The organism is Pseudomonas sp. 203-8, assembly GCF_020708595.1.
In the GTDB taxonomy this organism is placed as follows: domain Bacteria; phylum Pseudomonadota; class Gammaproteobacteria; order Pseudomonadales; family Pseudomonadaceae; genus Pseudomonas; species Pseudomonas aeruginosa.
In genome coordinates this window covers 243,960-257,256 of record NZ_JAJFDF010000011.1, presented here as the reverse complement: position 1 = coordinate 257,256, position 13,297 = coordinate 243,960, and the positions used below count along the sequence as shown (strand labels likewise).

The 13,297-nt window shown below is 70.3% G+C and carries 11 protein-coding genes and 1 pseudogene; 9 read left to right on the top strand and 3 right to left on the bottom strand.

All coding sequences use genetic code 11. The features are described 5' to 3' along the window. The 3 genes and pseudogenes from glyA to gcvT all read left to right on the top strand — a co-directional run. Positions 1–449 (top strand): annotated as a pseudogene (gene glyA / locus LJF27_RS25590) (serine hydroxymethyltransferase); the annotation flags it as partial. A gap of 47 nt (positions 450–496) precedes the next feature. Then, complete coding sequence (locus LJF27_RS25585; protein ID WP_015648889.1) at positions 497–1,873, top strand: L-serine ammonia-lyase; 1,377 nt, start codon at positions 497–499, stop codon at positions 1,871–1,873. Between the two features lie 93 nt (positions 1,874–1,966). Beyond that, positions 1,967–3,088, top strand: coding sequence for a glycine cleavage system aminomethyltransferase GcvT (gcvT, locus tag LJF27_RS25580; RefSeq protein WP_003122380.1), 1,122 nt, complete (start codon positions 1,967–1,969; stop codon positions 3,086–3,088). A gap of 45 nt (positions 3,089–3,133) precedes the next feature. On the opposite strand, the gene LJF27_RS25575 is transcribed toward gcvT, so the two are convergent. Together LJF27_RS25575 and LJF27_RS25570 are read right to left on the bottom strand one after the other, a co-directional pair. Then, positions 3,134–4,009 carry a hypothetical protein gene (locus LJF27_RS25575; RefSeq protein ID WP_003119384.1) on the bottom strand — a complete coding sequence of 292 codons (876 nt, stop codon included), beginning with the start codon at positions 4,007–4,009 and terminating at the stop codon, positions 3,134–3,136. Then, entirely contained in the window at positions 4,006–4,968 is a 963-nt protein-coding gene (locus tag LJF27_RS25570) for a polysaccharide deacetylase family protein (protein ID WP_003113080.1), read from the bottom strand. Before LJF27_RS25570 ends, LJF27_RS25575 begins: the two co-directional genes overlap by 4 nt. Positions 4,969–5,655: 687 nt before the next feature. Here LJF27_RS25570 and hflK point away from each other — a divergent pair. The 6 genes from hflK to LJF27_RS25540 all read left to right on the top strand — a co-directional run bounded on the left by hflK (position 5,656) and on the right by LJF27_RS25540 (position 12,868). After that, entirely contained in the window at positions 5,656–7,656 is a 2,001-nt protein-coding gene (gene hflK / locus LJF27_RS25565; protein ID WP_023116898.1) for a protease modulator HflK, read from the top strand. Between the two features lie 11 nt (positions 7,657–7,667). Next, entirely contained in the window at positions 7,668–8,687 is a 1,020-nt protein-coding gene (hflC, locus tag LJF27_RS25560) for a protease modulator HflC (protein ID WP_058132559.1), read from the top strand. Continuing rightward, complete coding sequence (locus tag LJF27_RS25555) at positions 8,684–9,724, top strand: SPFH domain-containing protein (RefSeq protein WP_016561932.1); 1,041 nt, start codon at positions 8,684–8,686, stop codon at positions 9,722–9,724. The genes hflC and LJF27_RS25555 overlap by 4 nt, the downstream gene beginning before the upstream one ends. A 153-nt stretch (positions 9,725–9,877) precedes the next feature. Next, entirely contained in the window at positions 9,878–10,312 is a 435-nt protein-coding gene (locus LJF27_RS25550; protein ID WP_003089693.1) for a hypothetical protein, read from the top strand. Positions 10,313–10,340: 28 nt separating this feature from the next. After that, complete coding sequence (locus LJF27_RS25545; RefSeq protein ID WP_003116898.1) at positions 10,341–12,326, top strand: cation-translocating P-type ATPase; 1,986 nt, start codon at positions 10,341–10,343, stop codon at positions 12,324–12,326. Further along, positions 12,323–12,868 (top strand): DUF4946 domain-containing protein, encoded by a 546-nt coding sequence (locus LJF27_RS25540; RefSeq protein ID WP_003116899.1) that lies wholly within the window; start codon positions 12,323–12,325, stop codon positions 12,866–12,868. The genes LJF27_RS25545 and LJF27_RS25540 overlap by 4 nt, the downstream gene beginning before the upstream one ends. Positions 12,869–13,003: 135 nt before the next feature. On the opposite strand, the gene LJF27_RS25535 is transcribed toward LJF27_RS25540, so the two are convergent. Then, on the bottom strand, positions 13,004–13,273 hold the full coding sequence (locus LJF27_RS25535) for a hypothetical protein (RefSeq protein WP_003089681.1): 270 nt from the start codon (positions 13,271–13,273) through the stop codon (positions 13,004–13,006). Between the last annotated feature and the right edge of the window lie 24 nt (positions 13,274–13,297).

Genomic DNA, 13,297 nt, shown 5'->3' with positions numbered 1-13,297 from the left:
CGGCCAAGGCGGTGTGCTTCAAGGAAGCGCTGGAGCCGGGCTTCAAGGACTACCAGGCGCAGGTGATCCGCAACGCCAAGGCGATGGCCGAGGTGTTCATCGGGCGCGGCTACGACGTGGTTTCCGGCGGCACCGACAACCACCTGATGCTGATCAGCCTGGTGAAGCAGGGGCTGACCGGCAAGGCCGCCGACGCGGCGCTCGGAGCGGCGCACATCACGGTGAACAAGAACGCCGTGCCGAACGATCCGCAGAGCCCGTTCGTCACCTCCGGCATCCGCATCGGCACCCCAGCGGTGACCACTCGCGGTTTCCGCGAGGGCGAGTGCCGCGAACTGGCCGGCTGGATCTGCGACATCCTCGACGATATCGACAATCCCGAGGTCGGCGAACGGGTCAGGGGCCAGGTCGGCGAATTCTGCCGGCACTTCCCGGTCTACGCTGATTGAACAGGAGCGCCGCCATGGTGGCGGCCAATCCGCAAGCGGAGACGAGCATGTCCCTGAGTGTCTTCGATCTGTTCAAGATCGGCATCGGGCCGTCCAGCTCCCACACCGTGGGGCCGATGCGTGCCGCCGCGCGCTTCGCCGAGGGGCTGAGGCGCGAGGGGTTGCTGGAGGCCACTGCCAGCGTCAAGGTCGAGCTGTACGGCTCGCTCGGCGCCACCGGCAAGGGCCACGGCAGCGACAAGGCGGTACTGCTCGGCCTGGAGGGCGAGCAGCCGGACACGGTGGATACCGCCGCGATTCCCGCTCGGCTCGATGCCATCCGTTCCAGCGGCGAGCTGCGCCTGCTCGGCGAGCGGCCGATCCGCTTCGTCGAGAAGGAACACCTGGCGCTGATCCGCAAGCCGCTGGCCTACCATCCCAACGGCATGATCTTCCGTGCCTTCGACGCCGCCGGCCTGCAGGTCCGCAGCCGCGAGTACTACTCGGTGGGCGGCGGTTTCGTGGTCGACGACGAGGCCGCCGGCCTCGACCGCATCGTCGAGGACCGCACGCCGCTGGCGTTCCCCTTCAAGACCGCGCGGCAACTGCTCGACCATTGCGTCCGCGAAGGCCTGTCGATCAGCCAGTTGATGGCCGAGAACGAGAAGGCCTGGCGCCCCGCCGAGGAAACCCGCACCGGCCTGCTGCGTATCTGGCAGGTGATGCAGGACTGCGTCGAGGCCGGCTGCCGCAACGAGGGCATCATGCCCGGCGGACTGAAGGTCAGGCGCCGTGCGGCGGCGCTCCACCGCCAGTTGTGCCAGCGGCCGGAGGCCGGTCTGCGCGACGCCCTCAGCGTGCTCGACTGGGTCAACCTCTACGCCCTGGCGGTGAACGAGGAGAACGCCAGCGGCGGCCGCGTGGTGACCGCGCCGACCAACGGCGCGGCGGGGATCATTCCGGCGGTTCTGCATTACTACGCGCGCTTCATCCCCGGGGCCGACGACGACGGCGTGGTGCGCTTCCTGCTCACCGCGGCGGCGATCGGCATCCTCTACAAGGAAAACGCCTCGATCTCCGGCGCCGAGGTCGGTTGCCAGGGCGAGGTCGGCGTGGCCTGCTCGATGGCTGCCGGGGCGCTCTGCGAAGTGCTCGGCGGTAGCGTGCAGCAGGTCGAGAACGCCGCCGAAATCGGCATGGAGCACAACCTCGGGCTGACCTGCGACCCGGTCGGCGGGCTGGTCCAGGTGCCCTGCATCGAACGCAACGCGATGGCTTCGGTGAAGGCGATCAATGCGGCGCGCATGGCCCTGCGCGGCGACGGCCAGCATTTCATCTCTCTCGACAAGGTCATCCGTACCATGCGCCAGACCGGCGCCGACATGAAAAGCAAATACAAGGAAACCGCGCGCGGCGGCCTCGCCGTGAACATCATCGAATGCTGAACCGCGCCGCTGCGCCGGCGCTTCTTTTTTCTTTCCCGACAATCGATCGCGGCTCTCCGGCAGACAGGAGGCCGGGATGCCATGGAGTGAAACATGACCGCAGAAACCCTCGCCAAGACGCCCCTGCACGCCCTGCACCTGGAACTGGGGGCGAAGATGGTGCCCTTCGCCGGCTACGACATGCCGGTGCAGTACCCGGCCGGGGTGCTCAAGGAGCACCTGCACACCCGCGAGCAGGCCGGTCTGTTCGACGTTTCGCACATGGGCCAGATCCGCCTGGTGGGCGCCGATGCGGCGCTGGCCCTGGAAAGCCTGGTGCCGGTGGACATCCTCGACCTGCCGGTGGGCCAGCAGCGCTACGCGTTGTTCACCGACGAGCAGGGCGGGATCCTCGACGACCTGATGGTGGCCAACCTCGGCGATTGCCTGCTGCTGGTGGTCAACGCCGCCTGCAAGCACCAGGACCTGGCGCACCTGCGTCGTCACCTGGAAGACCGTTGCAGCGTCGAGCCGCTGTTCGAGGAGCGTGCCTTGCTCGCCCTCCAGGGACCGGCGGCGGTGCGGGTGCTGGAGCGCCTGGCGCCGCAGGTGGCGCAGATGACCTTCATGCAGTTCGCCCGCGTCGAGCTGCTCGGCCAGGACTGCTACGTCAGCCGCTCCGGCTATACCGGTGAAGACGGCTACGAGATCTCCGTGCCCGCCGCCCATGCCGAGGCCCTGGCGCGGCGCCTGCTGGCCGAGCCGGAAGTGGCGCCGATCGGCCTCGGCGCGCGCGACTCGCTGCGCCTGGAAGCCGGCCTGTGCCTCTACGGCCACGACATGGACAGCGCCACCACGCCGGTCGAAGCCAGCCTCGGCTGGGCCATTTCCAAGGCGCGCCGCGCCGACGGCGTGCGCGCCGGCGGCTTCCCCGGCGCCGAGCGGATCTTTGCCCAGCAGGCGCAGGGCGTTGCCAGCAAGCGCGTCGGTTTCCTGCCGCAGGGGCGGATGCCGGTGCGCGAGGGCGCCGAGATCGTCGATGCCCAGGGCCGGGCGATCGGCAAGGTCAGCAGCGGCGGTTTCGGTCCGAGTCTCAACGCGCCGCTGGCCATGGGCTACGTGCCGAGCGAGCTGGCCGGCCTGGGCAGCGAGGTGACGGCGATGGTGCGCGGCAAGCCGGTGACCCTGGTGGTCAGCAAGATGCCCTTCGTGGCGCAGCGCTACTACCGCGGTTGAGCACTGGCCCTCTCTCGCCTCGGCGGGAGAGGGCGGCGACCGGCCTCACGGGTGTTTCGGCCGCTGCCGTTGCAGGCCCAGCTTCTTGGCCCGGTGGAATACCGCTGCGCGGGTCTTGCCGGTCTGCTGCGCGCACCATAGCGAGCCGCGCTGCTGGTAGTGCTGGCGCAACAGATCTTCCTCGGACTTGCTCCAGATCGCATTGTTGCGGTCGCGCCCGCTGTGCGGGGAAAGCTCCTCGGCCTTGCTGGCGACACTCTGGTAGCTGCGGCCGAGCATGTAGGCGCACCAGGCCAGGCTGCGCTTGCTGCCGTGGCGGCGGATGAACTCGACTTCTTCGCTGGACCAGGCGGCCGGTGCCTTCGGCGGCGCCTTGCGGTCCAGCGAGCGGGCGAGGGCGGCGCGGGCGCGCGCCACCGCCTGGTCGCCGGGATTGTTGCGGCGGGTCACGCCGAGGGCGCGGCGCCAGCGCCCCACCAGGCTCGGACTGAAACCCCACCAGAACTGCACCGACTCGGCGCATTCGGTACGTACCGCGCGCAGCAGGTCGCCGCAGAGAATCGGCGAAGGGCGGCCGCTGCGCTTGCGCGTCGGCCAGCGGAACAGGCCGTCGGTGAAGCCGCCGACCTCCACGGCGCCTTCCAGCTCGTCGACCAGCCAGTCGCCGGGGATCACCAGTGGGCTGGTGTAGGGCGCGCCGAGCAGCAGGTGGTTGATGGTAGCGACAGAGGTAGGGGTGTCTGCAGTCATGGGACGATCCTTGCTGATACCGGGCCAGCTGGGCTGGCCATATCCCTGAGAGCGGCGTCGCTGCGGCATGGCGGGCGACGGCGCGTTCGCTTCCCGTGGTTCGGGCGGTCTTCCGGCGGAGGGCGACTGCCTGTCGCGCCTCCTTGGGAACGGGCTGGAAGCCATGCTCATGGGCGGGCTCCACGATAGATGTGCCAGGCCAGCCGGCCGGGACGGGCGGCGATCGCCGCATCCACCTCGATGCGCGGCAGGTCCAGCGGGTCGCAACGGGTATCCACCAGGCCATTGCGCGCGCCGAAGGCGAAGCGGTAGCCAAGCCGACCGAGGGCGGCGCGCAGGCCGGGTTGCGCGGCGGGTGTGGTGCGAGCTTGGCAGAACACCGGCAGGGGGGCGGCGCAATGCTGCTGGAGCTGGCGGTGGGCGCGGCCGAGACAGTCCTCGGCGCAAAGGCCTGCCGATGGGTGCGGCTCCTGTCCGCGCAGGCCGAAGCGAAGCAGGCCGCTGTTTTCCAGGCGGCGGACCCGCTCCCAGTCGCCAGCGCTGTACGGTGCGGGAACCGGGCAGGCCGCGTGCAAGGCCTGCTGCGAGGCCGGGTCGAGGCGTTCCAGCTTGCGCAGGAGGAGGTCGAGGTTGCGGCTGCGACGCTGGTCGTCGCCGGTGCGTTCGAACACCGCCATGAGTGCCGCGCCGCTGTAACCCTCCAGCAGTTCCAGCAAGGGTCCGGCGGCAGTCGCATCGGCCTGCCAGAGCGTCTCGGCCACCGCTTCGCGCCAACTGCGCGGGTCACCGCCGATGAAGGCGCTCGCCGGCATTTCGTAGCGTTCCAGCAGCGGATAGACCTGCTCGGCCAGTTCCGCAGGGTTGCCGTCGACGCTCAGGGCGATCCGCAGGCAGGCTGGAGCGGGGCCTTCGAGCAGGTGTTCCAGGGGCACGCAGAGGAAGTGCCGCTGTAGCCATAGCAACAGGGTTTCCAGATCCTGACGATCGAGGCAGTGGCCTTGCCGGTGCGGCAGGGTCGCGCGCCGGCGATCCGCGACTACCGGTCCCAGGCGCAGCACGATACCGTTCTGGCGCAGCCGGCGCTGGCCTACGGAGGAGTTCAGGAACGTCATCCCGATCAGGCTTCGCATGGCTTCCCCCGGCTCATCGACGATCCGTCACCGGCGATCGTTCCCTGCGCGCGGCAGGGCTTTCGCCAGCCTGTCCGGAGGCTGTGCCATAGACTCCGGCCCCGGCAGTCGATTCGGTCATGGGCGAGCCTCCTGGGGTAATCCGCACAAACGTTTGCTGCGACCACGCAATGCGTGGCTCGAACCGGGGCTTGGCGAGGCCCCGGCGGTTGTTCGATAAGGACTGCATGGCACCGGATAACGCTACAAAGGATCGATATGATTCTTTTTTGACGCTATCACAGTCGATGGTCGGATTATTGACGCTCTGCCGCTGTTATAAAACCGTCAGGCTATGCGAAAAGGCCTGCCGGCTACGCGTCGAGGCCCGGAATGGCGTGCCTTTGCGGGGGAGATGAGGGCTCCGGTAGGCCTATGCGGATTGGTTATAAGAAATCCGATTTGAATGAGAATTGCCGACGAATGGTCGTTTGCACGGATGTCCGGTGGTTTTTCCCGGCTGCTTAGAACCTTTCGATTGGTTAGGTGTTGCCCAGGGTGCTGCACACAGACTCTCGTCTTCCAGTCAAGAGCCTTGGGATGCAGACTGTTTTTCAAATCATGACAACTTCTTAACGCGCATTGTTATAAAGTTGCGGGCGTTTGCGCCGGCCTGGCCGGTACCTTCGAGTTTTGCCTGGAGTGAAGATGAGAGTCGACCTGGACGCCGAGGGCGTCGCCGCCGAATCGCTGCCGCGTTTCCAGCAGGCGCCCCGGCAGTTGCGCCAGCTGTGGCGATGGGCAGCGGCCAGCGTCGCCTTGGCCGCCGCCTGCGCCGTGCTGGGGTTCTTCATCGGCCTGTTCGCCGCCGACTCGCTCTGGCCGCCGCTGCTGTACAACCTCGGCGCGGCCTGGCTGGTCCTGTTCGCCGGTCTGCACGCGGCCTACCGGGTCGCGGCCTGGCGTTGCGTGGTCCTCGGCGCGGAGGCCAACGCGCGGCCTGCCTGGCTGCGCTGGCAGCGGGACGAACCCGACGCCACCGCCGACAGCGCCTATGAACGGCTGCTGGAGCGCCTGGGCCAGGCCATCGCCCACGGCCTGGCCCAGCTCGGGCACGCTGCGCTGTGGCTGGCGGCGAGCGCGGCGCTGGCGTTGTGCTTGGTAGCCGCCGGCTGGCGTCTCGACCTGCCGCCGGCCAGTTCCGGGCAAGCGGCCGACCTCGCCATCGGTATCTGCCTGCTACTGGCCTTCGCGGTGCTGGTGCTGGAACGTCGCTTCGCCAGCCAAGGGCCGGCGCAGTGGCCGGAAGCCCCGGTCCTCGGGCAACTGGCGCGGGCGTTGATCGGTACCCTGGTGCTGGCCGCCCTCTGTCTGTTCCTGGCTCGCCAGGGACACCCCTGGGCCCCGCGCCTGGCGGTACTGCTCGGCCTGTTGCCGGCGGCGCTGGCGCTGGAGTTGCTGGGCAGGGCGATCCTGGCGATGTTCGCGCCGCAGCGTGCCGGCCTCGAACCGCGCCTGGTCGCCACCAGCCTGCTGGCCGACCTGTTGCGCTGGCCGCCGCGTCCCCTGCAGCGTCTGCAGCATGAGTTGCACCAGCGCTTCGGCATCGACCTGCGCCAGGTCTGGGCCTTCGGTTTCATGCGGCGGGCGTTCCTGCCGGTGCTGGCGGTGGTGTCGCTGAGCGGCTGGCTGCTCAGCGGCGTACGCGAGATCGGCATGGATGCACGGGGTGTCTACGAGCGCTTCGGCAAGCCGGTCGCGGTGCTCGGCCCCGGCCTGCACCTGGGGCTGCCCTGGCCGCTGGGGCGGGTGTTGGCGGTGGAGAACGGGGTGGTCCACGAGTTGGCCACCAGCGTCGCCGCCGGCGACGGCGGAGCCGAGCCGCTCGCGCCCGCCGAAGGTCCGGCCCCGGATAGCGCCAACCGCTTGTGGGACGCCTCCCACGTCAGCGAGAAATCGCAGGTCATCGCCAGCCTGGCCGACCATCGGCAGAGCTTCCAGATCGTCAACATGGACGTGCGCATCGTCTACCGCATCGCTCTCGACGACGCATCGGCGCTGGCGGCGACCTACCGCAGCGCCGACGTGCCGACGCTGGTGCGCAGCACCGCCAGCCGCGTACTGGTGCATGCCTTCGCCTCGCGGACCCTCGACGAGGTCCTCGGCGAGCAGCGCGCGGGCCTGGCCGAGCAGATCGGCCAGGCCGTGCAGGCCGATCTCGATCGCCTCGGCAGCGGCGTCGAGGTACTGGGCGCGGCGGTCGAGGCGATCCATCCGCCGGCCGGTGCGGCGAACGCCTACCACGCGGTGCAGGCCGCGCAGATCACCGCCCAGGCGCTGATCGCCCGCGAGCGCGGGCAGGCCGCCGCGCAACGCAACGAGGCGCAACTACAGGCCAGCGTGGCGCACGACCGGGCCAGCGCGCAGGCCCGCGAGACCCTGGCCGCCGCGCAGGCCGCCGACCGGCGCTTCGCCGCCGAGCGGGAAGGCTATGCCGACGCCGGCCAGGCTTTCCTGCTGGAGGCCTACTACCGCCAACTCGGACGCGGCCTGGGCAAGGCCAACCTGCTGCTCATCGACCACCGCATCGCCGGCGCCGGCGCGCCGACCATCGACCTGCGCAGCTTCGGCCTCGGCCGCCTGGATTCCCCGTCTTCGTCCCGTCCGTCCGCCGCTCCGGCGTCCGCGGCCGGGCAATCCGCACCATGAGGAGAGCGCTCTTGAGCCTCGGTCACTCCCACTCGCACAGCCACCACGAGCATCATCACGATCACGATCACGATCACGGCCATGGCGCACAGGCCGCGCCGCCCTGGCGCCGGCTGCTGGTCGCCGCGCTGCTGGTGCTGTTCGCCGTCGCCGCCGCTTGCCTGGTGCAGGTACGTTCCGGCGAGGCGATGGTCATCACCCGTTTCGGCAACCCGGCGCGGGTCCTGCTCGAACCGGGCCTGGCCTGGCGCCTGCCGTTGCCGTTCGAGAGCGCGATCCCGGTCGACCTGCGCCTGCGCACCACCTCCAGCGGCCTGCAGGACGTCGGTACCCGCGATGGCCTGCGGATCATCGTCCAGGCCTACGTGGCCTGGCAGGTCCAGGGCGACGCCGACAACGTGCAGCGCTTCATGCGCGCGGTGCGCAACCAGCCGGACGAGGCTGCCCGGCAGTTGCGCACCTTCGTCGGCTCGGCGCTGGAAACCACCGCCAGCGCCTATGACCTGGCCGACCTGGTGAATACGGAGGCGTCGCGGGTGCGTATCGGCGACTTCGAAGCGCGCCTGCGCGAACAGATCGACCATCAGTTGCTGGCGACCTACGGGGTCAAGGTGGTGCAGGTCGGCATCGAGCGCCTGACCCTGCCCAAGGTGACCCTCGGCGCCACCGTCGACCGCATGCGCGCCGAGCGCGAGACCATCGCCACCGAGCGTACCGCCGAGGGCCGTCGCCAGGCCGCGGAGATCCGTTCGGCGGCGGAGCGCGACGCCCGGGTGATCCAGGCCGAGGCTTCGGTGAAAGCCGCGGAGATCGAGGCCCAGGCACGGGTCGAGGCGGCGCGCATCTACGGCAAGGCCTACGCCGGTTCGCCGCAGCTGTACAACCTGCTGCGCTCGCTGGACACCCTCGGCACCATCGTCAACGGCGATACCCGCCTGGTCTTGCGCACCGATGCCGCACCGTTCCGCGTGCTGGTCGACGGGCCGCCGGCGCTCTCCGCCGAAGCGCCGGCCAACGGGCGCCGGCCATGAGCGACGAAGCGCACGAGGGGCTGCGCAGCCCCTGGCTGCAGGCCGGACGCCTGGCGTTCCTCGCACTGTTCGGCGTGACCCTCCTGGCGGCGCTGGCCTGGGCGTTTTCCAACGTCCGCCAGATCGGCCCGGAGAACCGCGCCGTAGTGCTGCGCCTGGGCGCGCTGGAGCGCCTGGCCGGTCCCGGCCTGCTGCTGGCCTGGCCGCAGCCGCTGGAGCAGGTGGTGCTGCTGCCGTCCGCCGAACAGGTGATCGAACGCCGCGTCGAGGGCCTGCTGCGCTCCGAGCAGGCGCGTCGCGCCGACCTCGACGTCAGCCTGTCCAGCGACGCGCTGGCCGGCTCCGGCTACCTGCTGACCGGCGACGCCGGGGTGGTGCAACTGGACGTGCGGGTGTTCTACAAGGTCGACGACCCGTACGCCTACGTTCTCCAGGGCGCCCACGTGCTGCCGGCGCTGGACCGCCTGGTGGCGCGCAACGCCGTGCAGGTCTGCGCCGCGCGCGACCTGGACACCATCCTGGTGGCGCGCCCGGAGTTGCTCGGCAACGACAGCGCGGTCGCCGAGCGCCGCGAACGCCTGCGCGGCGACCTGGTGCAGGGCATCAACCACAGCCTGGCGGCGTTGGCCGCGGCCGGCAGCGGGCTGGGCATCCAGGTGGTGCGGGTCGACGTGCAGTCGAGCCTGCCGCGCAATGCGGTAAGCGCCTTCAACGCGGTGCTGACCGCCAGCCAACTGGCCGAGCAGAACGTCGCCAAGGCGCGCACCGAGGCGGAGAAACTCACCCAGGCCGCCACCGAGGGGGCCGACCGCACCCTGCAGCTCGCCCGCGCCGAGGCCGGCGAACGGCTGGCCCAGGCGCGCCGCGACACCGCCAGCATCGTTGGCCTGGCCCCGGCGCTGGGCGCGACCGATGCCGGCCTGCTCTGGCGCCTGTACCGCGAACGGGTGCCGGCGATCCTCGGCAAGGCCGGTTCGGTCGGCAGCGTCGATCCGCGCGACGATGGCCGCCTGATTCTGCAAGGTGGGCAGCCATGAGCCGCTGCCCGACGGTGCCCTTCGCGGGCTGTGAAACAATGGACGGACAAGCGAACGTGAAACGGCTACCCTGCGTCGGCATCAACCTTCGGTACGCGCTTCCGCCAGCGGAACGCGGCGCCGAGTCGAACAACCAGGCGAACGGGACGGGCAATGACGGCAGGCGGTATTCCATTCACGGGCAACGGTGCGCGGCTATCACCCGGCAGGGCCCTGCTGTGCGGGCTGGCGCTGTTGCTGTGCGGCGGCGAGGCGCTGGCGCGGCAGTTGCCGAGCGACATGCTGGTGGGCTTCGTGGCCAGCGCGCAGTACCCGGTCATCACCCTGAAGAAGCCCAAGCAGAGCCTGCTGCGCAGCGTGCTCACCCTGGGGCTGGGGAAGAAGACCGTCAGCTATTCGGTGGCGCCGTCGGTGCGCATCCGCACGGCGCAGAACCTGTTCATCGTCTATGGCCGCATGCCCCAGCTCAAGGGCAGTTTCGTCGGTCTGAAGAGCGACAACAACGGGCAGGTCAAGCAGATCTGGGAGCTCACCGAGAAGGAAGCCCTGGACTACGTACGCCGGCCGGACGCGCGCTTCCCGCAATAGCCGCCGCGGCTCGCCCCGGGAGGTGCGCATGAGCGAGCCGACCGCCCACGGCAGCCATGGCGGCTGCGCGCATCACCATCATCACCTGCCGTTCGGCGGCGGCCTGCTCAGCCGCGACGAGCAGCGCCGCGCCGCGCGCCAGCTGAGCCTGGCGATGCTCGCCCTCGGCCTGTTGCTGCTCGGCCTGGCCTGGCGCTGGCTGGCGGCGGACCAGGCCGGGGTCAGCCAGATCCTGCTCGGCGTCGCGTCGCTGCTGGTGGCGCTGCCGGTGGCCCGCTCGGCCTGGGACAGCCTGCGGCATCCGAGCCTGCACGGCGTCACCGACCAGTTGATCGCGCTGGCCATGCTCGGCGCCTGGGCCAGCGGCGACCTGCTGACCGCCGCGCTGCTGCCGATCATCATGATCTTCGGCCACGTGCTGGAGGAGCGCAGCGTGATCGGCTCCCAGGAGGCCATCGCCGCCCTCGGCGAGCTGACCCGCAGCCATGCCCGGCGGATCGAGGCCGACGGCAGCCTGAGCGAGGTGGACAACGCCAGCCTGCGGCCGGGCGACCAGGTGGAAGTGCGCGCCGGCGACCGGGTTCCGGCCGACGGGCGGGTCCTGCAAGGCCAGGCCAGTCTCGACACCGCGCCGATCACCGGCGAGTCGGTGCCGCTCGAGGTGGTGCCGGGGATGGAGGTCTACGGCGGCGCGATCAACCTCGACGGCCTGCTGCGCATCGAGATAACCCGTACCGGCGAGGCCTCGACCCTGGGCAAGGTGATCGGCCTGATGCAGCAGGCCGAGCGCGCCAAGCCGCCGATCACCCGCCTGCTGGAGCGCTACGCCGGGCAGTACATGTTGCTGGTGTTGCTGATCGCCGCGGTCACCTGGTTCGTCACCAACGATGCCCAGGCCATGCTCGCCGTGCTGGTCGCCGCCTGTCCCTGCGCCCTGGTGCTGTCCGCCCCGGCCACGGCTATCGCCGGGATCGCCGTGGCCGCCCGCCACGGTATCCTGATCCGCAGCTCGGCCTTCCTTGAGGAGCTGGCGGACCTGACTTCGCTGGTGGTCGACAAGACCGGCACCCTGACCCATGGCAGCCTGCGCCTGCAGGCGCTGCGCCTGGCCGATGCCGCCGAGGAGGCGTCGGTGCTGCGCCTGGCCGCTAGCCTCGGCGCCGCCAGCAGCCATCCGGTGAGCCGAGCGCTGGCAGCCCTGGCGGCGCACGATGCCTATCATCCATTGAGCGATATCCGCGAACGCCAGGGGTTCGGCGTGGTCGCACGAACAGCGGCGGGCGAAGCCGCCCTCGGCCGGCCCGAACTGTTCCAGCAACTGGGCATCGACGCCAGCGAGGTGCCGGAGCATGAGGGACCGATCGCCGGAATCGCCCTGGACGGGCGCTTCCTCGGCTGGCTGCTGCTGGCCGACAGCGTACGCGCGGAGGCCGCCGAGGCCCTGGCCGATCTGCGCGAACTGGGTCTGGGCCGGCAACTGTTGCTGACCGGCGATCGCCGGGCGGTGGCCGACGCCGTGGCCAAGCAGGTGGGGATTCGCCAACTGGTGGCGCAGGCGTTGCCGGAGGACAAGCTGCGCCAGGTCGGCGCGGAGATCGGCAGCGGTTTCCGGCCGATGGTGGTCGGCGACGGCATCAACGATTCGCTGGCGCTGAAGGCCGGTGTGGTCGGGGTGGCAATGGGCGCCGGCGGCGCCGACATCGCCCTGGCCTCGGCGGATATCGTGCTGATCGGCAGCGACCTGCGCCGCCTCGGCACCTGCGTGCGGCTCAGCCGGCAATGCCGGCGGACCCTGCAGGTCAACGTGGCGATCGGCCTCGGCTGGACCCTGGCGATCGTCGCCGCGGCAGCCTTCGGCCTGCTCGGCGCGGCCGGGGCGATGGTCGCGGCGCTGCTGCACAACCTCAGCACCTTGCTGGTGCTGGGCAATGCCGGACGCCTGCTGCGTTTCGAGGAGCCCCTCGGGCAGCCCCGGCCGGCCGTGGAGGGACGCGAAGAGGAGGGTACACCGTGAGGCAGGCGCAAACGCGACGCAACGGCTGGCGCTGGCTGGCCCTGGCGGTCGGCACGCTGTCCGCGCTGAGCCTGGCCGAGGCGTCGATGGCGCGCTGGCCGGCGGGCTGGCAGGTCAGCGACCTGCCCGCCGCGCAGCCCGGCCAGGCCGGCGCCGGCCAGCGCCAGCGCGCGGTCAAGTTGCAGGCAGACGGCTCCCAGGCACTGGTGATGGAAGTGACGCGGATGCCCCTGCAGAGCGGGCAGGCAGTGAACCTGGAGAAAGTCCTCGGGCACATGCGCAAGCTGGTGCAGATCGAGTTCCTGCGCAACGGCCTGCAGACCGCCTGCACCTCGCCGCAGCCGTCCACCACCGGCGGGCTGGCGGCGCTGGAGACCACCTGCACCATTCGCCAGCGCGGCGCCGTGGTGATGAAGCAGACCTTGCTCACCGCGGCCGGCAAGACCTCGGCCTATTCGCTGTCCTATGCCGGCCTGGCCGAGGCCTACGACGCCAGCCAGGCGGAAATCCGCGCGGTACGGGAAAGCCTGCGCTTCGAGTGAGCGAAATCGGACGCGGTCGGGGCGGGGGCTGGAGTGTCGGCGGATAACGCCTGCGGCGCTATTCGCCCTACGGAGGGTTGCATTGGGGGAGGGCGGATAACCGCTTGCGGTTATCCGCCTTGCGTCTGTCGCGGATCATTTCTTCCCGGCGTTCTGCAGGATCTGCAGGGCCTGGGTGGTGGCGGTGATGCAGCCCTTGGTGTCGCCGCTGGCCTGGTCCTGCCTGGCCTTGGCCTGGAGTTCCTTGACCTCGGTGACCCGCGCACCGGTGACCGAGGTCTTGCCGCGCACGGCGAGGATATCGTCCAGCTTCTGCAGGTTGGCGCCGCACAGGTCGGTGCTTTCGGCGGCTTGGGCGGTACCGCCGAGCAGGGCGGCGGCGATGAGCAGGGTACGCACGATCATGGCAGTTCTCCTTTGTGGGCCGGG

Coding starts and splice junctions, on each gene's coding strand:
- LJF27_RS25585 (WP_015648889.1), top strand. CDS start 497: ATGTCCCTGAGTGTCTTCGATCTGTTCAAGATCGGCATCGGGCCGTCC.
- gcvT (WP_003122380.1), top strand. CDS start 1,967: ATGACCGCAGAAACCCTCGCCAAGACGCCCCTGCACGCCCTGCACCTG.
- LJF27_RS25575 (WP_003119384.1), bottom strand. CDS start 4,009: ATGAGCATGGCTTCCAGCCCGTTCCCAAGGAGGCGCGACAGGCAGTCG.
- LJF27_RS25570 (WP_003113080.1), bottom strand. CDS start 4,968: ATGCGAAGCCTGATCGGGATGACGTTCCTGAACTCCTCCGTAGGCCAG.
- hflK (WP_023116898.1), top strand. CDS start 5,656: ATGAGAGTCGACCTGGACGCCGAGGGCGTCGCCGCCGAATCGCTGCCG.
- LJF27_RS25555 (WP_016561932.1), top strand. CDS start 8,684: ATGAGCGACGAAGCGCACGAGGGGCTGCGCAGCCCCTGGCTGCAGGCC.
- LJF27_RS25550 (WP_003089693.1), top strand. CDS start 9,878: ATGACGGCAGGCGGTATTCCATTCACGGGCAACGGTGCGCGGCTATCA.
- LJF27_RS25545 (WP_003116898.1), top strand. CDS start 10,341: ATGAGCGAGCCGACCGCCCACGGCAGCCATGGCGGCTGCGCGCATCAC.
- LJF27_RS25535 (WP_003089681.1), bottom strand. CDS start 13,273: ATGATCGTGCGTACCCTGCTCATCGCCGCCGCCCTGCTCGGCGGTACC.